The sequence below is a fragment of the Amycolatopsis sp. NPDC104863 genome, assembly GCF_055582965.1.
On sequence record NZ_JBVJOW010000005.1, the window covers coordinates 553,208 to 573,462 of the forward strand.

A 20,255-nucleotide genomic window follows, 5' to 3' on the forward strand; every position below is an offset into this window, starting at 1 on the left:
TCGAAAGGTACCCACCATGGCTACTCCGGACGAACCGTTTCCCGCTGTCGTACCGGGTGAGATCGTCGTTGATTCCGAACACCTCGAGGTGGTCGAAGCGGAGCTGGCCCGGCTCGGCGCCGGCCACGCGGAGACCGCGCGCGACGAGCGGCTCGGACTGGTGCTGCTCTCGGGGTTCAGCCCGGCCGTGGGAGCCGTGGACGACGTCCTGTACGAGCTGCGACGCCGGTTCAGCGGCCGGTACGGCGGCTGGTTCCCGCCGATGGGCAAACACCGGGTCGCCGACCTGATCCGGCCGGCGGGGCCGAAACCGATGTCCGAAAGTCTGCCCGTACCGACAGAAGCGAAACCCATCACCGGCCTGACGACGAGCGCCCCGATCCGGGTCGGGGTCATCGACACCCCGATCCACCACCACGTCGCCCTGCCCGAGCAGTGGGTGGAGACCGACGACTGGCGCACCGAGGCCCCGGGCGTCCTCCGGGGCGGCCACGGCACGTTCGTGACGAGCGTGGTCCGGGCGGCCGCGCCGGCCGCGCACATCGAGGTGAAGGGGGTGCTGAACGGGCCCGGGTACACCGCGACCGGCTGGGCCGTCGCGGTCGCGATCACCGAGCTGGCCCAGCGGGTCGACGTGCTCAACCTGTCGTTCGCCTGCTTCACCGAGGACGGCGAGCCGCCGCTGGTGATCCGCCGCGCGATCGAGCGGGTGCCCGCCGGGGTCACCGTCGTCGCGGCGGCGGGCAACCAGGGTGACGTGATCGGCATGGTCCGCGGGCGGACTTCGCAGTCGCCGAGCTTCCCGGCGGCGCAGCCGTGGGTGCGCGCGATCGGGTCGTCCGGGCTGCCGGACGCTCCGGACGACCCGGCGATCTCGGCGTTCACCCCGAAGGCGCCCTGGGTCGACTACGCGGTCCGCGGCATCGACATCAAGGGCGCGTTCCCGGCCGCCCCGCGCGACGACGACGGCGTCTTCACGGGCTGGGTCACGTGGAGCGGGACGTCGTTCGCCGCGGCCTCGGTCACCGGCCTGCTCGCGAAGGAGCTGACGGCCGGGGTGAGCGCGTCCGTGGCCTTCGAGCGGCTGGAGCACGACAAGCTCGTGCAGAGGTTCGAGCTGCCGCACTGACGGCCACGCGGCCGGACCACCGTGGGGGTGGCCCGGCCGCCTAGGCGGTGCGCCGTTCCATCCAGCGGGCGGCCGGGTTGATCACTACGACCGTGACGCCCGACTGACCCTGAACGGCCGGCGACTGCTGATCAACCGCGTCAACACCGGACGACCGGTCGCACATGTCAGCGCCGGGGATCTCCGCTGCTACGACCCGTCCGGCCCGGCGAACTGCTCCTCCTCGATGTGAAGAACCTCGGCCGGCTGCGCGACGGCGGCGGCTGGCTCGCAGCAGCGAGCCGACCCAGCACCCGAGTCGGCAACCTCGCAGGGCACCAGGCCTAGGCGGTGCGCCGTTCCATCCAGCGGGCGACGTTGGACGGGAGGGCCAGCAACAGCAGCACGTAGTACGCGAGGCCGGGCTCGATGAAGGCGACCACGACGGCGAGGGCGAACACCCCCGTGTTCAGCAAGAAGCTGCGCACCCACTGGTCCGTCACGGGTTCGGCGTCCCCGTGGACGGCCGGGTCGCGGCGGACGATCAGGACCAGCGCCGTGTGGCACAGGCTGCTGGCCAGGAGCGTGGCGAGGTAGAACACGACGGTGAACCGGTCGGTCCGGTACGCGCCGATGAGCTCGGTCGGGAACGGCAGGACCGCGATCGTGAGCAGCCAGCCGAAGTTGGCCAGCAGCAGCGGCCCGCTGTAGGCCCGCACGTGCTCGAAGACGCGGTGGTGGACGAGCCAGAACCGGCCGATCACGGCGAAGCTGAGCAGGAAGCTGAAGATCTTCGGCCAGTTCCCGGTCACGGCTTCGGACGCGGGCGCGTGTTCGGCCACCAGCTCCGGCACGAGGTCCGTCAGCGGCAGCACCAGCAACGTCAGCGCGATGGCGACCACGGCGTCGGTGAAGAACACGAGCCGCTCGGGTGACTTCTTCCGTTCCACGCCGTCATCCAACCAGGGCCCGTCAGGCCTGCGCGGCGAAGGCGTCCTCGGCACTCGGGTAGCTGGGGAAGAACCCCGCGAGGCCGATCAGGCTGAACGTCCGCAGGATCCGCTGCGGGACGGCGGCCAGCGCCACCCCGGCGCCGGCGGCCTCGGCGGTGTTGCGGGCCGCGATCAGCGCCGAAATGCCGCTGGAGTCGCAGAACGTCACGCCCGCCAGGTCGACCACCAGCAGCTGGCCGCGGCTGAGGCCGACCTCGCCGATCTGCGCCCGCAGCCGGGGCGAGGTGGCCACGTCGAGCTCGCCGGCGACCGTGACCACGGTTCCGAGGTCGGCGGTCCGGGCGGCGACGGAGAAAGTCACGGCTGATCACTCCCCGGGAGCGGGATGCTCAACGCCAGCAGGGCGGTGTCGTCGTCGACGCCGTCGCCGAAACCGGCGAGCAGATCCGTCACCGCCTCGATCACCGCGGGTGCGGTGGTCGGCGCCAAGCCCGTCAGGTCTTCTTGCAGTTGTTCTTCGCTGTAGCGGGCGCGCCCGCGCGTGCGGGCTTCGGTGAGCCCGTCGGTGTAGAGCAGCACGGTGTCCCCGGGCCCGAGGCGGACGTCCATCGCGGTGAAGCGCGCGTCGGGCAGTGCGCCGACCAGCTGGCCGCCCGGCAGGTGCAGGAACGCCGAGGTGCCGTCGGCGCGGATCAGCAGGGCCGGCGGGTGGCCGCCGGCGGCGAGGGTGATCGTGGCGTGGCCGTCACCGGGCCGCAGCCGGCCGTGGACCACCGTGCAGTAGCGCGGGTCGGCGCCGTGGAACTGCTGCTGCAGCACGGTGTTCAGGGTGGTGAGCGCGGCGGCCGGGTCGGCGTCGTGGGCCGCGCCCGCCCGCAGCGTGTAGCGCGCCAGCGACGTCACCACGGCCGCGGCGGCGCCCTTCCCGGACACGTCGCCGAGGAAGAACCCCCACGTGTCGCCGTTCAGCGGGAACAGGTCGTAGTCGCCGCCGACCTCGTCCGCCGACGCGGGGTGGTAGTACGCCGCGACCTGCATGCCCGGCACCTCGGCCAGCGCCGGCGGCAGCAGGGTCTGCTGGAGCGTCCTGACCAGCCGTTGCACGCGGTCGCGTTCACGCTCGGCTTCGTCACGCGCCCGCAGCAGCTCGCGCTCGTACGCGCGCCGGTCGCTCGCGTCGAAGACGGTGGTGCGGATCAGCTGGGCTTCCCCGTCGGAGCCGGTCTTCAGCGTCGAGGTCACCAGCACCGGCAACCGGTCCCCGGCCGCCGTCTTCATCTCGAACGCGACCCCGCCGAGCTCGCCCTGCATGCGCAGCAGCGGCGCGAAGTGCGTCTCGTGGTACAGCCGCCCGCCGACGGTGAGCAGGTCGGAGAACCGGCGGCGGCCGACGACCTCGTCGCGGCCGTAGCCGAGCCAGCCGAGCAGCGTCCCGTTGATCTTCGCGATCGTGCCGTCCAGCAACGTCGAGAGGTACCCGCAGGGCGCGTTCTCGTAGAGGTCCTCCGCACTGTCCTCCAGCAGCGCCGAAAAGCCCGCGTCTTCGGTGCCGGGCTGGTCACCGGCTTCGCACATCACGGGCGGCCCACGAACGCCGTGATCGCGCCCGCGGTGGCTTCCGGTGCGCTGAGCTGCGGGCAGTGCCCGATCGCGTCCAGCGTCACCAGCTCGCTGCCCCGGATCCGCTCGTGGGTGTACTGCCCGACCTCCGGCGGCGCGATGGCGTCCTGGGCGCACTGGATCACCAGCGTCGGCACGGTGACGCGGTCGAGGTCCGCGCGGTTGTCGGAGAGGAACGTCGCGCGGGCGAACACCCGCGCGATCGCGGGATCGGTCCGGCAGAAGCTGTTCGTCAGCTCCTCGCCCAGCTCCGGGCGGTCCGGGGTGCCCATGATCACCGGCGCCATCGCCGCGGACCAGCCGAGGTAGTTCGACTCCAGCGCTTCGAGCAGCTCGGTGATGTCCTCGCGGCTGAACCCGCCCCGGTAACCGTCGTCGTCGATGTAACACGGCGACGGCGTGAGCAGCACCAACTTCGCGAAGCGGTCCGGCTCGCGGTTGGCGGCCAGGACGGCGATCATCGCGCTGACCGAGTGCCCGACCAGCACGACGTCCCGCAGGTCCAGCTCGTGGCACAGCTCGAGGACGTCGTCGGCGTACCCGTCGAGGGTGGCGTAGCGCTCGGGGGTCCAGGCCGAGAGGTCCGAGCGGCCGGCGCCGGTGTGGTCGAACAGCACCACCCGGTACCGCTCGGCGAGCTCGGGGACCACGAGGCGCCACAGGTTCTGGTCGCAGCCGAAGCCGTGCGCGAGCAGCAACGCCGGCCCGGTGTCACGCCCGGTGACGACCACGTTGTTCCTGCTGCGCGCGCTCACCGCCACATCCTGTCACCCGGCACGCGGACGTGTCGGGTGGCTCGCGCTTCAGCGCCGCCGGGCGGCAAAACCGTCGAGCAGGCAGTCGAGGCCGAGCTCGAACCGGGAGTCCGCGGTCAGGTCGGGCATGTCCCGCAGCCACGAGCCGAGCGAGTCGTCGGCCATCTCGCCGGCGTAGGACTGCAGGTCGCCGGTCGAGCCGATGCCGAACCGGCCGAGCATCTCGATCTCGCGGCTGACGCTCATCGCGGTGCCCGTCACGTAGTTGTCCAGGAGCGAGGCGTACGCGACGGCGGGGACGAGTCCCGCGCCGTCGAGGACGGTGAGCTGGAAGGCCGCGCGGCGCAGGGTGTGCGGGCCGAACGGCGGCCGGCTGTCGACGAGCTCGGCGTACCAGCGGTGCCGGCCGATCATCAGCCAGAGGCGGGCGGCGAGGTCCCGCAGGTCGCCCCGCCAGTCGCCGCCCGGCTCGGCCGGGACCTCGACCTCGGCCGACACCGCGTCGAGCATCAGGTCGACCAGGCCGTCCTTGTTGAGCACGTAGCGGTACAGCGACATCGGCGTCGACACCCCAAGCGCGTCGGCCACGGCGCGCATCGTCAGCGCGGTGACCCCGCCGGTGTCGGCGACGTCGATCGCCGTGCGCACGATCGCCGCGCGGGTGAGCGCGTTCTTCCGGCCCGGGGGCTCGGGGTGGTGCCAGATCAGCCGTTCCGCGGTTGGCATGCGTGGAGTGTACAGCGTACAGTGAGTGTACAACGTACATTCCGGAGGGGCGATGCAGCTGAGGGGCATCAACTACGACACGGGTTTCGGGGGCGCGGTCGGCGACCGGTCGCGGGTCGCGTTCGACCCCGCGGTGGTGCGGCGGGAACTGGCGATCATCGCGGCCGACCTGCACTGCGACGCGGTCCGGATCAGCGGCGACGACCCGGAGCGGCTCGCCGTGGCCGCGCACGCCGCGCTCGACGCCGGGCTGCGGGTGTGGTTCGCGCCGTTCCCGATGGACCTGACGCCGCCGCGGCTGCGGCCGTACTTCGCGGAGTGCGCCCGGCGGGCGGAGGAGATCCGCGCGCGGGACCCGGAGACCGTGCTCGTGCTGGGCTGCGAGATGTCGTTGTTCTGCACCGGGTTCGTGCCCGGCGCGTACCTGATGGAGCGGCTCCGCAACGCCATGGACCCGGCGGCCTGGGCGAACTTCGAGCCCGAGTGGGACTTCACCGAGGTGCTGCGCGACATCGTCGAAACCGCGCGGGAGCACTTCGGCGGCAAGATCACCTACGCCGCCGGGGACTGGGAGGACATCGACTGGTCGGGATTCGACTTCGCCTCGGTCGACCTGTACCGCTCGGCGGGCAACGCGGCCGACTTCGCCCAGCACGTCCGCAACCACCGCGGCCACGGCAAGCCCCTGGTGATCACCGAGTTCGGGTGCTGCACGTACCGCGGCGCGGCGGACGCGGGCGGCACCGGCTGGACGATCGTCGACCTCGGGTCCGATCCGCGGGTGCTGAGCGGCGACCACGTCCGCGACGAAGCCGGCCAGGCGGCGTACTTCACCGAGCTGATGGACGTCTTCGAGGCCGAGGGTGTGCACGGGGCGTTCTGGTTCACCTTCGCCGGGTACGAGTACGCGACCGATCCCGATCCGAAGCGCGACCTGGACCTGGCCAGTTACGGTGTCGTGAAGGTCCTCAAAGGACAGAAGGGGGTCGCGTACCCGGACCTGGGCTGGGAGCCGAAGGAGGTCTTCCACACGATCGCGGCGCGGTTCGGCGAGAAGTCTGGATTTTGACGCCGGCTCGGCCAAGGTGAACAGCAGGAAAACTTCGCACCTCCGTCAGGTGACGGATGTCTGACGCGCACATTGCGCGGAGCATCGCTCCCCGGAGCTCGTGACGCTCCGGACCTCGAACCCGAGGAGGAGCGATGTCCCGCGGTGCCGCCCTTTCCACGCTGGTCGTGTTCGCCCTGGCCCTCAACCTGCGGCCGGCGGTGACGAGCCTGGGCGCCGCCCTGCCGGACATCACGGTCGCCGGTGGCCTGGTCGCCGCCGTGCTCGTCGCCCTGCCGCTCTGGGCGATCGGCCTCGGCGGCTGGGCCACCCCCTGGCTGTGCGGCCGGGTGGGGTCGCACCGGACGGTCACCGTCTCCCTGCTCGGGCTGGCGTCGTCGCTGGTCGGGCGGGTGCTCGGCGGCTCGGTGCCGCTGCTGGTCGGGACGGCGCTGGCGTGCCTGTCCATCGCCGTGCTGGGGACCATGCTGCCGCTGCTGGCCAGGGGGTCCGCCGCCTTCCCGCTCGGGCTCGGCCTGGGCAGCACGGCCGGCGCGCTGGTGACCCCGGCCGCGGTGACGTCGTCGTCGTGGCGGATCGGGCTGGGGCTGTGGGCGCTCGGCGCGGTCCTGGCGCAGCGGGTGTGGCGGCGCACGCCCGCCGAGTTCCTGGTGCCGCACGCGTCCGCCCGGTCGGTGCGCACCGGCACCCTGATCGTCCACTTCGGACTGATCTCGACGGTGACGTTCCTGGTCATGGGCTGGCTCCCCGGCATCCTGCGTGACGCGGGGGTGCCGCCGGCGACCGCGGGCGCGTGCCTGGCGCTGTCGATGGCCATGGGACTGCCGATGATGTGGCTGGTCCCCGGCTGGACGCGGCGGTGGGAGAACCAGACGCTGCTCGTGGTCGCCCTGGCCGTGCCCAACGTCATCGGCGTGGGCGGGCTGCTCCTCGCCCCGGCGGCCGCGCCCTGGCTGTGGGCGGCGGCCACCGGGACGGGCATGGGGTCACTCGCGTTCGCCCTGACGACCATCTCGCTGCGCAGCACGGACAACTCACCCGCGCTGTCGGCCGCGGTCCAGGGCGCCGGTTACCTGATCGCCGGCTTCGGCGTGCTGGCGTGCGGCTGGCTGCACGCCTACACCGGGGGCTGGCGGACACCGCTGCTGCTGGTCCTGCTGATCCTGCTCGGCCAGGTGGTCAGCGGGCACAGCACGGTTTCGGACCACCAGACGCCGATCCGGTGGCTGCCCCGTCACGCGCCCGAACCGAGCGCGTGACGGGGGCGCCGGTCACCAGCCGACGGCGACCGCCAGCCACTGCGGGTCGCCGTGGGAGACGAACGACGACTGGCCGGCCACGTCGTCGTACGGGAAGCCGTACGCCAGGCGGTTGATGCCGTGGTCGTGCCAGTACTTCGCGTAGTAGTTCGCCGGGGCGGCCTTGTAGTAGTTCGCCGGGTCCTGCTGCTGCGACGCCGGCAGCTGCGCGGTGTGGCGGTTCAGCGCCGCGCACATGTTCGGGTTGCCGGCCAGCGAACCGGCGCAGCCGGTGATGTTCGACGTCGGCTCGTTGACACCCACCGATTGCGCGTAGGCGGTGAAGTAGTTCGCGTACCGGCCGCCGGCGCGGAAGTCCGGCGCGCTGCCCGGCGCGGGGATCCGGTACGGCGCGTTCACCGTCGCCAGGCCCTTGAACTCGGTCGGCACCTCCGCCTGGAACTTCGCGAACGTGGCCGCGCGGTCTTCCTGGAAGGTCCCGTAGTCGTCGCCGACCTGCACGTCGTACCCGTCGTGCGCGTGCAGCCGCATGGCCAGCTTCAGCGCGAACGCGTCCACCCGCGTGGTGTTGCCGTTGAACACGTCCGGGCCGACGGTGAACTCGATGAAGTCGGCGTACTGGCCGTTCGGGGTGCCGAGGTAGAAGTACATCCGCCCGGCCGAGTTGGCCGGCATGTCGATGTAGGGCTGTTCGGCGATCGAGTGCGTCTGGCCGCCGAAGTTCCAGAACACCTGGCTGTCCGGGTACTTGCCGTTGGTCCGGTTGAGCACCTTCACCATGAGCACGTTCCGCGCGGCCGGGATGCTGCCGGTGTCACCCCAGAACGAGTCGGGCGGGGTGCCCGCGCCGGGCTGGGTGGTGCCGCCGCCGGTGCCGTAGACCTGGAACTCCCACAGCGAGACGCCGTAGGGCGTGGCGCGCGCGGTGGTGTACACCCGCACGTACCGGCCGGCGCCGGACACGTTCAGCGTCTGCGTGCCGCCGGTTCCGGTGGTGGTCTGGTACACAGTGGACCAGCTGGATCCGTTGTCGGACAGCTGGATCTGGTACGCCGTGGCGTAGGCGGCCTCCCAGTTGAGCACGACCCGGCTGACCGTCGCCGCGCCGCCGAGGTCGACCTGGATCCACTGTGGATCGCTGAACTGCGACGACCAGCGGGTGCCGGTGTTGCCGTCCACGGCGGCGTTCGCCGGCGTGCCGGCGTTCTCCACCGAGGACGCGGTGACGGCTTTCCCTTGGGAAATCAGGGAATCGGCCGCTTGGGCGGACGGGGTGGCGAAGCCGAGCGTGGCGGCCACGAGGGCCACCGCCAGCGTCGCCAGGCGGGTACCGGGGCCGCGGCGCCGTCGCCGCGGCAGAGCGTTCGTGGGCATGGTTCCTCCCTGGCCGGGAAAGTGGGGCGGACCCCGCCGCCGGTCAGGGGACGGCGTCGTCCGGTGCGTCCCGCGGCCGCCGGGCAGGAGCAACCGAGACCGGCCGAGGACTCGGTGAAAGGTTCATACCACCGGGCCCAGCCTGTCAAGGCTTGACAACCTCGGTCCGGAGGGCGATATTCGGAACCGGTTCCAGCTCACCCTCTGCGTGGCGCCGCCACCCGCTCAGGGGCCGACTTCACCAGGAGTCCGCCATGTCCTGCAGCGCGGTTCGATCGTCCATTGTGGACGTCAAAGCGAGTCGAGGTGCGTGCGCAGCCGGTCGACGTCGGCGTCACGGCCGAGTCGGATGTACAGCTCCATCGCCTCCTGCCAGGCTTTCCGGGCCTCCGCGTCCCGGCCGAGCGCGGCGTGGGGATGTCCGACCCCCTCCAGCGCCAGGGCGACCTCGATCGTGAACTCGAGTGACCGGTACAGGTCGAGGGCCTGTTCGTAGTCCCGGACGGCCTCGTCGTGGCGGCCGGTGTGGAACCCGAGGAAGCCCAGGTTGGCCAGCGCGTACGCCTCGCCGTCGGGGTTGTGGTGCTCCCGGTTCCGGACGAGCGCGGCCCGGCTGTACTCGAACGCCGTCTCGTACTCGCCGACCCGTGCCAGGCACCAGCCCATCAGGTTGAGTGCCCGCCCTTCACCCAGTGAGTCGCCGAGCTCGCGGAAGCGGCTCAAGGCCTGACGCGCGTGCTCCAGCGCCCGCCGGCCGTCCCCCGACTCCTCCCAGGCCCAGGCGAGGGCGCGGTGGAGGTGCGCCGCCTGCGAGGGATCGTGCTGTTCGGCGAGCGCCAGCCCCTGCCGGAACTGGCTGATCGCCTCTTCCCGCCGGTCCAGCCGGCCGTAGGAATAGCCGAGGTTGCGGTGCGCGCGGATGCGGAACCCGGGATCGTCGAGCCGGCGCGCCGAGGCCAGCGCCCGCCGGCACACTTCCAGATCGGCTTCGCGCAGGCCGCGCCGGTCGTTGAAGACGACCAGGCCGGACGCCAGCTGGCACACGACGTCGTGCCGGTTCTGCTCGGCGGCGGTGAGCTGGGCGGCCAGCACGCTCGGGTGCTCGGTGTCCAGCCACGCCAGCGCATCCGCGGCGCCGGTCAGCGGCTCGGTCGCCACGCCGGGCGCGGCCACCGGGAGGTCGAGCGGCGGGATGATCCGGGGGAGCAGGAGGTGCTGCGCGGTGTGGGTGGTGTGCAGGAAGAAGTCGACCACCCGGCGCAGGGCCTCGCCGCGGACACCGGCCGGCAGGTCCGCGGCGGTCGTGGCCGCGTACCCGCGGATCAGATCGTGCATCCCGTACCGGCCCTGGCTGTCGCGCTGCAGCAGGGACGCTTCCTGCAACGCCTGCAGCACCTGTTCGGTGTCGGCGGGGGACCGGCCGGCGAGGCTCGCCGCCGCGGACAGCCCGATGTCGGGGCCCGGCGCGATGCCGAGCAGGCCGAACACCGTCCGCTGCTCGTCGGTCAGCGCCCGGCGCGACGTCGCGAGCACGGCGGGCAGGCTCGCGGTCGTGTCGTCGTCGTCCAGCGCGTCGACGCCGGACTCGCGCACCTCCGCGGCCAGCTCGGCGAGGGGGAGGTGGGGGTGCGTCTGGGCGCGGCCGGCGAGGATGCCCAGCGCCAGCGGGAACCCGCGGCACCAGTCCAGCAGCGCGGTCACGGCGCCCGGGTCGGCGGCCGGGCGCGCCGCGCCGAGCCGGTGCTCCAGCAGCGAGCGGCCGTCGGTGGTGTCGAGCACGTCGAGGCGCACGTGCCGGGCGGTCAGACCGGTGAGCAGGCGGCGGCTGGTGACCAGCACGGTGCACGCCCGGCCACCGGGCAGCAGCGGGGCGACCTGCTCGGCGGTGGCCGCGTTGTCCAGCACGACCAGCATCCGCCGGTCCGCGACGAGGGTGCGGAAGAGCGCCGACATCGCGGGCAGACCCGCCGGGACCCGGCCGGCGTCGACCCCCAGCGCCTCGATGAACCCCCGCAGCGCCGCGGCCGGGTCGAGCGGTGTGCTGTCGACGCTGAACCCGCGCAGGTCGACGAACAGCTGCCCGCCCGGAAAACGGCCGGCGTGCCGGTGGGCCCAGTGCAGCACCAGCCACGTCTTGCCGATGCCGCCGGCGCCGGTCACCGCGCCGGTGTCGCCGTCGGTCATCGCGGCGTCGAGCCGGCTCAGCTCCGCGCGGCGTCCGACGAACGGCGCCGGCGCGGCCGGCAGCTGGCGCGGGACGGGCCCCGCGCCGGTGTCTTCGCCGAGGAGCCGCTGGTGCAGGTCCCGCAGCGGCGCGCCGGGGTCCGCGCCGAGCGCTTCCACCAGCCGGGTCCGGACCTGCCGGTAGTGCGCGAGCGCGTCGGCCGTCCGCCCGGCCTGGTGCAGCGCCAGCATGTATTGCGCCGCAACACGTTCGTCCAAGGGACGCTCGGTGCTGCGCGCGGCCAGTTCGGCCGTCACCCGCTCACCCTCGCCGGCGCCGAGCCGCGCGTCGACCAGGTCGTGCCGGGCGGCCAGCCGTTCGCTCTCGAGCCGGTCACGCTCGGCCGCGGCCCACTCGCCGGGCAGGCCGGCCAGCGGTTCCCCGAGCCACAGCTCGAGCGCCTCGGTCAGCAGCCGCGCGGCTCCCGAAGGATCTTCGGCGCGTGCCCGGGCACACAGCTCCCGGAACCGGTGCAGGTCCACCTCGGCCGCCTCCAGGACGTACCCGCCGGACCTTCGCACGATCTCGACGTCGGGGCGGCCGGAAAGCGCTTGCCGTAGGCGGGACACATAACTGTGCAGGGTCGCCCGTCCGCGGCGCGGGAGGTCGGCGCCCCAGACGCGTTCGAGCAGCCGGTCCGCCGGCACCACCCGGCCGGCGTCGACCGCCAGTGCGGCCAGCAGGCACCGCTGCTTGGCGTGGCCCAGGTCCACGGCGTCCACGGCCACCTCGCCGAGCAGGCGCACCACGGCTGTCCCCTCCTCCGGCCGACACCGATCCCCGGGAGACCGTAGCGCGTGCCCGGTTACCGCCCGGGCGGGCGTTCCGCCACTCAAGTCAGACAAAAACCAACCATCGTTGCATTGTTTTCAGATAACTACTTTCGTAGCTAACCGGCACCCGAGGCCGTCTGGTCTGCTCGTGACAACCACCTTCCAGGTCCCCGAAGGGAGATGTTCATGCAGGTAGACGGACGTTCCGTGGTGCGCAAGGCCGCCGTGGTCCTCGCCGCGGCCGCCACCGCCGGAGCCCTCGCGCTGGTCGCCGCGCCGGGCGCGTCGGCCGGTGACCCGCGGATCGTGGGCGGCTCGCCGACCACCATCGACGAGTTCCCGGCCACCGTCATCTTCAACGTCAACGGCGCGCAGCACTGCGCGGGCACGCTGGTCGCGAAGAACAAGGTGCTGACCGCCGCGCACTGCACGGACGGCGTCCAGGCCTCGCAGATGGAGATCATCGGGGGCCAGACCAAGTTCAGCGACACATCCGGCGAGAAGGCGGGCGTCAGCGACGTCTGGCAGAACCCGGACTTCGACATGAACGGCATGCAGCACGACAACTCCGTGCTGACGCTGGACAAGGACCTGCCGTACGAGCCGGCCACGCTGGTGCAGTCGGCGGACGACGCCGCGTACAAGGCGGGCGCCGACGTGACGGTGGTCGGCTGGGGCGCGACGTCCGAAGGCGGCGACGTCTCCGACACGCTGCTGAAGGTCTCGGTGCCGGTCGTGGACAACGCCACCTGCGCGGAGAAGTACAGCGCGAGCGGCTCGAACTACGACAAGGCGTCGATGTTCTGCGCCGGGGTGCCCGAAGGCGGCAAGGACTCCTGCCAGGGCGACTCGGGCGGGCCCGCCTACGTCGACGGCAAGCTCGCCGGCATCGTCTCGTGGGGCCAGGGGTGCGCGCGCAAGGACTTCCCGGGCGTGTACACCAACGTGGGCAACGACTATTCGGTGCTCAGCTCGCACATCGGCTGACCAGGCCCGCAAAAGCCCCGCACCGGAAGCGGTGCGGGGCTTTTGTGTGCTCAGCGTCCGGTGGCGCCGTCGATGAGCTCACGCAGGATGTCGGCGTGGCCCGCGTGCCGGGCGGTCTCCTCGATCAGGTGGGTCAGCGTCCAGCGCTGGGACGGCGTCAGGCCGGGCCAGGACGCGATCTCGTCGTTCGTTTCGGCGGTGGTCTTCCGGTAGCCGGCGAGGATCGTCTCGGCCGTCTCCCGCGGACCCGCGTGGAACGTCGCCTTCCAGCGGGTGACCTTCTCGCCGAGCAGCCAGTGCCGTTCGACGTGGGTGAGGTGCTTGACCAGGCCGAGCAGGTTGGTTCCCGAGGGAACCCCGGCGGCGCGGGCCTGTTCTTCCGGCACCCCTTCGGCCTTGGCGGCGACGGAGGTGCGCAGGTAGTCGAGGAAGCCGGTGAGCACGTCCTTCTCACCGGGGCCCGTCGACGGTGGCCGCTTGTCGCTCATCGCCGCACGACCAGGACGTGGTCGACGACCGTCGCGGTGCGGCTCCCGGGCCCGGTGGCCTGCCGCGGCAGCCGTTCCGCGCGTTCGACCGTCCATTCCGCGGGGTCGAGGTCCAGCTCGGCGGCCACTTCCTCCGGCGTGGGGTACCGGAGACCGGGGTCCTGGTTCCACGACCACGGCGTGGTGGAGCCGTGGTCGACGACAATCAGCCGGCCACCCGGGTTCAGCGCCTTCGCCGCGGTCCGCAGCACCGCGGCGCGGTCGAGGGCGAACGGCGTGTGGAAGTACTGCGCCGAAACCAGGTCGAAGGTGCCGGCGGGGAACTCCTCGGCGAGGTCGACGCGCAGCGCCGTGACCTGCCCGGCCAGCGCGCGCACGGCGGTGGCGGAGATGTCGACGGCGGTCACCGCCCAGCCGCGGCCGGCCAGCCACCGCGCGTCACCGCCGGCGCCGCAGCCGAGGTCGAGTGCGGTGCCCGGCGGCAGCGGTCCGGCGATCTCGGCCAGTCTCGGGTTCACCTTCGAGGTGGTGATCCGGGTGTAGTGGTCGTCCCAGAAGCGGGCTTCAACGCTCATGCCCCCACCCTCGCGCCGGGCCGCCGGGGAACGCACGAAAACTTGCCGGCCTGGCAAGATCGGCGGCATGGCGGACGAGACGGAGCAGGTGCTGGACGCGGTCGGCCCCCGGCTGCGGGCCCTGCGCAGGCAGCGTGGGCTGACCCTCGCCGAGCTCTCGGCGGCGACCGGGACGTCGGAAAGCACGTTGTCCCGCCTGGAAAGCGGCGGGCGGCGGCCCACCCTGGAGCTGCTGCTGCCGCTCGCGCGGGTGCACGGGGTGCCGCTCGACGACCTCGTCGGCGCCCCGCCCACCGGCGACCCGCGTGTGCACCTGCGGCCGATCCGCCGCCACGGGATGACCTACCTCCCGCTCACCCGCCGCGCGGGCGGCGTGCAGGCGTTCAAGCTGCTGATCCCGGGCCGCCCGGCCGAACCCACACCGCAGACGCACGGCGGTTACGAGTGGGTGTACGTCCTCAATGGACACCTGCGGCTGCTCACCGGCGACCGCGACCTGGTGCTGCCGCCCGGTGAGGCGGCCGAGTTCGACACCGCGCTGCCGCACTGGCTCGGCTCGGCCGACGGACGGCCGGTCGAGACGCTCGTCCTGTTCGGACCGCAGGGCGAGCGCGCGCACGTGCGGCCGCGCGGCGCCTGACCGTCACCGGGCGACGACCTGCCGGCCGCCGTCGACGTCGTAGGTCGCCCGGTGAGCGCCGTGTTCGCCATGAGGTGGATCGCGAGCGCCGCGACGTCCTCGGGCCGGACGACCCGCCGGATCGGCAGTGTCGCGCGCAGCTCCGCCCGGCGTTCGTCGAGCCGGTCGCCCAGCAGGGACGCCGAAAGCGGCGTGTCGACGAACCCCGCGGCGATGAGGTTGACGCGGATCGGCGCGATCTCCAGGGCCAGGTTGGCGGTCAGCGCGGGCAGGGCCGCGGTGAGCGCCGCCGTCAGGGCGAGGCCGGGGGCCGGGCGGCGGCCGCCGGTGCCGCTCAGGAACAGCAGCGAGCCCCCGGGCCGCACCCGGCCGCCGGCGAGCCGGGCGAGGGTGCAGCGGCAGCCAGAGGTGGCCGTCGAGGTGGGTGCGCGCGGTGGTGAAGTCCATCTCGGCCAAGGGTGCGTAGTACGGGGCGCCCGCGGTGACCAGGACGTGGTCGACCGGGCCCGGCCGCTCCCGGAAGAACCGTTCGAGCCGCGGGAAGTCCGTGGCGTCGAAGGCTTCCGCCGTCGCGTCGATCTCACGGGCGGCCGCCTCGAGCCGGTCGGGGGTGCGGCCGGTGACCACGACCTCCGCCCCTTCGGCCCGCGCCTGGCGGGCCGCCGCGAGGCCGTTGCCCGCCGGTCATGACGCCGCCCGGACCTGGGTGTCGAGGTCGCGCAGCACGTGCAGGAACGCCTCGGAGAAGGTCGGGAACGGCTGGATGACGTCGAGCAGGACGGCCAGCGGCACCCGGGCGCGGATCGCGAGAGTGGCCTGCTGCAGCCATTCACCGGCTTCGGGGCCGGCCGCGTAGGCGCCGGTGAGCCGTTCGCCGTCGGAGACGACGGTGAGGAAACCGGGCCGGGTGTCGTAGGCGCGGGTGTAGGTGGCTGTGCGCGCGACACCGGAAAGCCGCACGGTCGCGGTGAAGGCGTCTTCGGCCGCGCCGACCGCGGCCGCTTGCGGGTCGGTGAAGACGACCCGCGGGACGGCGTCGTAGTTCACGGTCGTGGGCCGGCCGAGGATGTTGGCGGCCACGACCCGGCCCTGGTACTCGCCGACGTGCGTCAGGTTCCACTGCCCGGTGACGTCGCCGACGGCCCAGAGGCCTTCGGCGACCGCCATGCGGTCGTCCGTGGGGACACCGTGCGGGTCCGCTTCGACGCCGACGGTCTCGAGACCGACACCGTCCACCCGCGGCCGCCGTCCGGTGGCCACGAGCAGCCGGTCGGCGCGCAGCTCGGAGCCGTCCGGGAACTCGAGCACGTACTCGCCGCCGTCGAGCCGCGCGGCGCTCGCGTGCTGCCCGAGCCGCAGGTCGACACCGTCGGCGCGCAGGGCCTCGCCGACGGCTTCCCCGAGCGGCCGGGGTTCGCGGGCGAGCACGTGGCCGGCGCCGTCCACCAGGGTGACCGCGGCGCCGAGCCGCGTGAACGCCTGGGACAGCTCGACCCCGGTCGGCCCGGCGCCGAGGACGAGCAGCCGGCGGGGGACTTCGGTCGCGCCGGTGGCTTCGCGGTTGGTCCACAGCCCGGGCAGCTCCCGCAGCCCGGGAACGGGCGGGACGACGGGGTCGGCGCCGGTGGCGAGGACAACGTGGTCCGCGGTGTGGCGCTTCCCGCCGACCACGACGGTGTGCGGGCCGTCGAGACGGCCTTCGCCGCGCAGGACCTCGATGCCCGCGTCGGCGGCCCACGCCTCCTGGCCCTTGTCGCTGTACGACGAGACCATGAAGTCGCGCCAGGCGAACGCCGCGGCGGCGTCGGCCGGGCCGGCGACCGCTTCGCGGGCGCCGGGGACGTCACGGGCGGCGGCGACCGCTTCGCCCGGCCGCAGCAGGGTCTTGGACGGGATGCACGCCCAGTAGGAGCATTCGCCGCCGAGCAGCTCGCGCTCGACGACGGCGACCCGCAGGCCGCCCGCGGCGAGCGCGGCGGCGGTGTGTTCACCGGGGGCGCCACCGCCGAGGACGATGGCGTCGAAATCGCGTTCGGTCATGACTTCCTTCTCTCGATGACGCCGGGGGAGGGGGGGGGGGGGGGGGGGGGGGGGGGGGTGTGGCGGGGGGGGGGGGGGGGGCGGTGGGGGAACCTGGTTTGTGGCACTCTTTCCTTCTTCGCGGGCTCGTGGGGGGGGTGGGTTCTGGCTTCCCCCCCCCCCGCGCTCGCCGCCGGGGAAAGGGACTCAGGCGTCCTGGTGGTCGGCCATGTACCGGGCGTACCAGGCCGGCCATTCTTCGTCGTACTGACCGGTTTCCTTCTCGTGCTCACCGTGCGCGGCCGCGGCCGCCCGCAGGCCCTGCTCCAGGGCGTCCGTGGAGCCGTACGTCACGCCCGCCACCCGGCCCGGGAGCCGGCTGGTGATCTCCTGGAGCAGCCAGGTGTTGCCGTCCGGGTCGCCGAACGAGACGAACGAAGAGTACGTGCCGCGGTCGGGGTGCACCCCCGGCGCGAACGCCCCGGTGTTGTCGCGGTGGAAGATCTCGCTGACCGCGACGCCCTGCCCGGCGAGCTCCTTGCGGGCGGCTTCGATGTCGTCGACGACCAGGTAGGTGCCGCGGACCGAGCCGGGGGTGGCGTCGGTGATGCCGGTGCCGAAGTGGACCGACGCCGCCGATCCCGGCGGGGTCAGCTGGACGATCCGGGAACCGCCGAAGACGAGGTCGGCGTCTTCGCGCCAGCCGAGGGCCTGGTAGAAGTGCTTCGTCCGGTCGACGTCGCTGACGGGCAGGACCACGACTTCGAGTTTCATGTCCATGATCGGGACTCCTTCGGGGTGTCGCGGCGGGTTTCGCCGCTCGGCCTTCAGCGTGGTCCTCCTCTGGGGCCCTTCGCCCCGGTGAGACACCCTGGTCGGTCCCGGGCCCGGGCCCCGGGGGCGCGGTAGGGTGCCCGGGCAGGCAGCCAGGCAGCGGGGGCGGTGCTCATGGCGGGTGGTGGTCCCGAGCTCCTCGACCGGGCCGACGAACGCGCGGTGCTCGACCGGCTGCTCGCCGACGCGCGGGGCGGCAAGGGGCGCGTGCTCGTCCTGCGGGGCGAGGCGGGCATCGGCAAGACGGCGTTGCTGGACCACTTCGCGGCGCGGGCGTCGGGATACCGGATCGCCCGCGTGATGGGCGTCGAATCCGAGCGGGAGCTGCCGTACGCCGGGCTGCAACAGCTGTGCGCGCCGTTCCTCGACCGGCTCGACCACCTCCCCGGCCCGCAGCGCACGGCCGTCGGCACGGCGTTCGGCCTCACCGCGGGGGAGCCGCCGGACCGGTTCCTGGTCGGGCTGGCCGTGCTGACCCTGCTGGCCGAGGCGGCCGAAGAGCGGCCGCTGGCCTGCGTCGTCGACGACGCGCAGTGGCTCGACAGCGTTTCCGCGCAGACCCTCGCGTTTGTCGGGCGACGGCTGCTGGCCGAGCCGATCGCGCTGCTCATCGCCGTGCGCGAACCCGCCGATGAGCTCGACCTGGCCGGCCTGCCGGACCTCACCGTCCGCGGGCTGGGCGAGGCCGCGGCCCGCGTGCTCCTCGCGTCCGTGCTCAAGGGCCCGGTGGACACCCGCGTCCGCGACCGGATCGTCGCCGAGACCCACGGCAACCCGCTCGCCCTGGTCGAGCTGCCCCGGTTCTGGACGACGGCCGAGCTGGCCGACGGGTTCGGGCCGCCCGGCGCCGTCCCGCTGGCCGGCCGGATCGAGGACTGCTTCGCCCGGCAGCTGGCGCCGTTGCCCGCCGACACCCGGCAGCTGCTGCTGACCGCGGCCGCCGAGCCGCTCGGGGACGCCACCCTGCTCTGGCGCGCGGCCGGCGAGCTCGGGCTGGGCGCCGACCCGGCGGCCGCGGCCGAAGCGACCGGGCTGATCGAGTTCGGCCCGCGCATCCGCTTCCGGCACCCGCTGGTGCGCTCGGCGGTCTACCGGTCCGCCACGGCCCGAGAGCGGCAGGAAGTGCACCGCGTGCTGGCGGCGGTGACCGACCCGGGCGTCGACCCGGACCGGCGTGCCTGGCACCGCGCCCAGGCCGCGCTCACCCCCGACGAAGACGTCGCGGCCGAACTGGAGCGGTCGGCGGGCCGGGCCCAGGCACGCGGTGGGCTGGTCGCCGCGTCCGCGTTCCTCGAACACGCCGCGGCGCTGACGCCCGACCCGGCCCGACGCGCCCGCCGTGAACTCGCGGCGGCCCGCGCGAAACGCGGCTGTGGGGCGCTCGAAGCGGCGCTCGGGCTGCTGAGCGCGGCCGACGCCGGTCCGCCCGACGCCGTCCGCGCCGCCGAAGGGGAACGCCTGCGCGGCCAGGTCGCGTTCGACCAGCGGCGGGCCCGCGAGGCGGCGCGGCTGCTGCTGCGGGCGGCCGCGCGGCTCGCGCCGGTCGACGCCGGCGCGGCGCGCGAGACGTACCTGGAGGCGCTCGGCGCGGCGATCTGGGCCGGCACCGGGCTCACCGAGGCGGCCGAAGCCGCGCGGGCCGCACCACCGGCGCCCGGGCCCCCGACCGCCGCCGACCTCGTGCTGGACGCGCTCACGGCCCGGCTCACCGACGGGTACGTGGCCGCGGCGCCGTTGCTGCACCGGGCGCTCGACGCCGTCAGCGCCCTCGACGTCACGACCGGGGACGCCGGGCGGGTGCTCTGGCTGCTGGGCAACCGGGCCGGCGGCACGATCGCGACCGAAGTGCTGGACTTCGCGGCCGGACGGGCGCTGGCCGTGCGGCAGGTCCGGCTCGCCCGCGACACCGGCGCGCACGTCCAGCTGCAGTTCGCGCTCAACTTCCTGGCCAACCACGAGCTGCTGGCCGGCGAGCTGGCCGTCGCCGAGACGATGGTCGAGGAGGACCGGCTGCTCGCCGACGTGACCGGCGGGCCGCCGGTCGGGTACAGCGCGGTCCTGCTCGCCGCGCTGCGCGGCCGGGAAGCGGCGGCGACCGAGCTGATCACGGCCACCGCCGAGGCCGCGGCGGCGCGGGGCCAGGAACGGGTCGTGACGTTCGCCGACTACGCGAAAGCCGTGCTGGGCAACGGACTCGGCCGGCACGACGCGGCCCGGGAGGCCGCCTGCCGCGTGTTCGAGCGGGACGCCGTCGGCCATCAGACCCTGGTGACGGCGGAGCTGGCCGAGGCGGCGTCGCGGACCGGGCACGACTCGCTGGTGACGGCCGCGCTGGAGCGGGTCGCCGCGCGGGCGCGGGTGACCCCGAACGCGTGGACTCGCGGTCTCGAAGCCCGCCTGCGTGCGTTGGCCGGCGAAGAGCCGGAGCGGCACCACCGCGCGTCGATCGACCTGCTGGCCGGCACACCCCTGCGGGTCGAACTGGCCCGCGGACACCTGCTGTTCGGGGAATGGCTGCGCCGCGAAGGCCACCGCGTCGACGCCCGGGAGCACCTGCGCACCGCCCACGACGCGCTGACGTCGATGGGTCTCGAGGCGTTCGCCGACCGCGCCCGGCGCGAGCTGCTCGCGACGGGCGAGACGGCCCGCAAGCGCACGGCCGAGCCGACCGGCGAGCTGACCCCGCAGGAGCTGCAGATCGCGCGGCTGGCCCGGGAAGGGTTGTCCAACCCCGAAATCGGCACCCGGCTGTTCCTCAGCCCGCGCACGGTGGAGTGGCACCTGCGCAAGATCTTCGGGAAGCTCGGGATCACCTCGCGGCGGCAGCTGCGCGACTCGGCGTTCGCCTGAG

17 protein-coding genes and 1 pseudogene are annotated in these 20,255 nt (G+C 73.6%); 6 read left to right on the forward strand and 12 right to left on the reverse strand.

The features are described from left to right. The first annotated feature begins 16 nt into the window (after nt 1-16). On the forward strand, nt 17-1,129 hold the full coding sequence (locus ACZ63J_RS29450) for a S8 family peptidase (RefSeq protein WP_465401100.1): 1,113 nt from the start codon (nt 17-19) through the stop codon (nt 1,127-1,129). Between the two features lie 323 nt (nt 1,130-1,452). Here the strand turns inward: ACZ63J_RS29450 and ACZ63J_RS29455 are convergent, their stop codons facing one another. Genes ACZ63J_RS29455 through ACZ63J_RS29475 form a run of 5 tightly spaced genes read right to left on the reverse strand, consistent with a single transcriptional unit; the run spans nt 1,453 to nt 5,162 of the window. Then, entirely contained in the window at nt 1,453-2,058 is a 606-nt protein-coding gene (locus ACZ63J_RS29455; protein ID WP_465401101.1) for a TMEM175 family protein, read from the reverse strand. 22 nt (nt 2,059-2,080) lie between these two features. Beyond that, nucleotides 2,081-2,422, reverse strand: coding sequence for an STAS domain-containing protein (locus ACZ63J_RS29460; RefSeq protein WP_465401102.1), 342 nt, complete (start codon nt 2,420-2,422; stop codon nt 2,081-2,083). Next, on the reverse strand, nt 2,419-3,636 hold the full coding sequence (locus ACZ63J_RS29465; RefSeq protein WP_465401103.1) for a PP2C family protein-serine/threonine phosphatase: 1,218 nt from the start codon (nt 3,634-3,636) through the stop codon (nt 2,419-2,421). Before ACZ63J_RS29465 ends, ACZ63J_RS29460 begins: the two co-directional genes overlap by 4 nt. Further along, on the reverse strand, nt 3,636-4,436 hold the full coding sequence (locus ACZ63J_RS29470; protein ID WP_465401104.1) for an alpha/beta fold hydrolase: 801 nt from the start codon (nt 4,434-4,436) through the stop codon (nt 3,636-3,638). Before ACZ63J_RS29470 ends, ACZ63J_RS29465 begins: the two co-directional genes overlap by 1 nt. Before the next feature lie 48 nt (nt 4,437-4,484). Beyond that, nucleotides 4,485-5,162: a TetR/AcrR family transcriptional regulator gene (locus ACZ63J_RS29475; RefSeq protein ID WP_465401105.1), complete on the reverse strand. Its 678-nt coding sequence runs from the start codon at nt 5,160-5,162 to the stop codon at nt 4,485-4,487. A 52-nt stretch (nt 5,163-5,214) separates the two neighbouring features. On the opposite strand from ACZ63J_RS29475, the gene ACZ63J_RS29480 reads away from it, so the two are divergent. Together ACZ63J_RS29480 and ACZ63J_RS29485 are read left to right on the forward strand one after the other, a co-directional pair. After that, on the forward strand, nt 5,215-6,231 hold the full coding sequence (locus tag ACZ63J_RS29480; protein ID WP_465401106.1) for a hypothetical protein: 1,017 nt from the start codon (nt 5,215-5,217) through the stop codon (nt 6,229-6,231). 134 nt (nt 6,232-6,365) lie between these two features. Next, nucleotides 6,366-7,490, forward strand: coding sequence for an MFS transporter (locus tag ACZ63J_RS29485; RefSeq protein WP_465401107.1), 1,125 nt, complete (start codon nt 6,366-6,368; stop codon nt 7,488-7,490). Nucleotides 7,491-7,502: 12 nt separating this feature from the next. On the opposite strand, the gene ACZ63J_RS29490 is transcribed toward ACZ63J_RS29485, so the two are convergent. Further along, a complete protein-coding gene (locus ACZ63J_RS29490; protein ID WP_465401108.1) occupies nt 7,503-8,864 on the reverse strand; it encodes a beta-1,3-glucanase family protein in 1,362 nt (453 codons plus the stop codon). Nucleotides 8,865-9,155: 291 nt separating this feature from the next. Then, the gene (locus ACZ63J_RS29495) at nt 9,156-11,837 is read right to left on the reverse strand and encodes an AfsR/SARP family transcriptional regulator (RefSeq protein ID WP_465401109.1); all 2,682 of its coding nucleotides are present in this window, start codon (nt 11,835-11,837) and stop codon (nt 9,156-9,158) included. A 210-nt stretch (nt 11,838-12,047) separates the two neighbouring features. Here ACZ63J_RS29495 and ACZ63J_RS29500 point away from each other — a divergent pair, with 210 nt between their 5' ends. After that, on the forward strand, nt 12,048-12,848 hold the full coding sequence (locus tag ACZ63J_RS29500; protein ID WP_465401110.1) for a S1 family peptidase: 801 nt from the start codon (nt 12,048-12,050) through the stop codon (nt 12,846-12,848). Between the two features lie 50 nt (nt 12,849-12,898). Here the strand turns inward: ACZ63J_RS29500 and ACZ63J_RS29505 are convergent, their stop codons facing one another. Continuing rightward, nucleotides 12,899-13,336: a DinB family protein gene (locus ACZ63J_RS29505; protein WP_465401111.1), complete on the reverse strand. Its 438-nt coding sequence runs from the start codon at nt 13,334-13,336 to the stop codon at nt 12,899-12,901. Then, complete coding sequence (locus ACZ63J_RS29510) at nt 13,333-13,911, reverse strand: class I SAM-dependent methyltransferase (RefSeq protein ID WP_465401112.1); 579 nt, start codon at nt 13,909-13,911, stop codon at nt 13,333-13,335. The genes ACZ63J_RS29505 and ACZ63J_RS29510 overlap by 4 nt, the downstream gene beginning before the upstream one ends. Before the next feature lie 67 nt (nt 13,912-13,978). On the opposite strand from ACZ63J_RS29510, the gene ACZ63J_RS29515 reads away from it, so the two are divergent. Continuing rightward, nucleotides 13,979-14,551 (forward strand): helix-turn-helix domain-containing protein, encoded by a 573-nt coding sequence (locus ACZ63J_RS29515; protein ID WP_465401113.1) that lies wholly within the window; start codon nt 13,979-13,981, stop codon nt 14,549-14,551. Nucleotides 14,552-14,658: 107 nt separating this feature from the next. Here the strand turns inward: ACZ63J_RS29515 and ACZ63J_RS29520 are convergent. The 3 genes and pseudogenes from ACZ63J_RS29520 to ACZ63J_RS29530 all read right to left on the reverse strand — a co-directional run. Further along, a pseudogene (locus ACZ63J_RS29520) lies at nt 14,659-15,135 on the reverse strand (SDR family oxidoreductase); the annotation flags it as partial. 100 nt (nt 15,136-15,235) lie between these two features. Further along, the gene (locus ACZ63J_RS29525; protein ID WP_465401114.1) at nt 15,236-16,591 is read right to left on the reverse strand and encodes a dihydrolipoyl dehydrogenase family protein; all 1,356 of its coding nucleotides are present in this window, start codon (nt 16,589-16,591) and stop codon (nt 15,236-15,238) included. A 186-nt stretch (nt 16,592-16,777) separates the two neighbouring features. Then, the gene (locus tag ACZ63J_RS29530) at nt 16,778-17,350 is read right to left on the reverse strand and encodes a VOC family protein (RefSeq protein WP_465401115.1); all 573 of its coding nucleotides are present in this window, start codon (nt 17,348-17,350) and stop codon (nt 16,778-16,780) included. Nucleotides 17,351-17,518: 168 nt separating this feature from the next. On the opposite strand from ACZ63J_RS29530, the gene ACZ63J_RS29535 reads away from it, so the two are divergent. Further along, nucleotides 17,519-20,254, forward strand: coding sequence for an ATP-binding protein (locus tag ACZ63J_RS29535; RefSeq protein WP_465401116.1), 2,736 nt, complete (start codon nt 17,519-17,521; stop codon nt 20,252-20,254). Nucleotide 20,255 lies beyond the last annotated feature (1 nt).

What these genes read in the sequence shown, in the direction of transcription:
- ACZ63J_RS29535 (WP_465401116.1), top strand. Translation starts at nt 17,519, where the DNA reads ATGGCGGGTGGTGGTCCCGAGCTCCTCGACCGGGCCGACGAACGCGCG.
- ACZ63J_RS29500 (WP_465401110.1), top strand. Translation starts at nt 12,048, where the DNA reads ATGCAGGTAGACGGACGTTCCGTGGTGCGCAAGGCCGCCGTGGTCCTC.
- ACZ63J_RS29485 (WP_465401107.1), top strand. Translation starts at nt 6,366, where the DNA reads ATGTCCCGCGGTGCCGCCCTTTCCACGCTGGTCGTGTTCGCCCTGGCC.
- ACZ63J_RS29475 (WP_465401105.1), bottom strand. Translation starts at nt 5,162, where the DNA reads ATGCCAACCGCGGAACGGCTGATCTGGCACCACCCCGAGCCCCCGGGC.
- ACZ63J_RS29490 (WP_465401108.1), bottom strand. Translation starts at nt 8,864, where the DNA reads ATGCCCACGAACGCTCTGCCGCGGCGACGGCGCCGCGGCCCCGGTACC.
- ACZ63J_RS29450 (WP_465401100.1), top strand. Translation starts at nt 17, where the DNA reads ATGGCTACTCCGGACGAACCGTTTCCCGCTGTCGTACCGGGTGAGATC.
- ACZ63J_RS29465 (WP_465401103.1), bottom strand. Translation starts at nt 3,636, where the DNA reads ATGTGCGAAGCCGGTGACCAGCCCGGCACCGAAGACGCGGGCTTTTCG.
- ACZ63J_RS29505 (WP_465401111.1), bottom strand. Translation starts at nt 13,336, where the DNA reads ATGAGCGACAAGCGGCCACCGTCGACGGGCCCCGGTGAGAAGGACGTG.
- ACZ63J_RS29515 (WP_465401113.1), top strand. Translation starts at nt 13,979, where the DNA reads ATGGCGGACGAGACGGAGCAGGTGCTGGACGCGGTCGGCCCCCGGCTG.
- ACZ63J_RS29480 (WP_465401106.1), top strand. Translation starts at nt 5,215, where the DNA reads ATGCAGCTGAGGGGCATCAACTACGACACGGGTTTCGGGGGCGCGGTC.
- ACZ63J_RS29510 (WP_465401112.1), bottom strand. Translation starts at nt 13,911, where the DNA reads ATGAGCGTTGAAGCCCGCTTCTGGGACGACCACTACACCCGGATCACC.
- ACZ63J_RS29525 (WP_465401114.1), bottom strand. Translation starts at nt 16,591, where the DNA reads ATGACCGAACGCGATTTCGACGCCATCGTCCTCGGCGGTGGCGCCCCC.
- ACZ63J_RS29530 (WP_465401115.1), bottom strand. Translation starts at nt 17,350, where the DNA reads ATGGACATGAAACTCGAAGTCGTGGTCCTGCCCGTCAGCGACGTCGAC.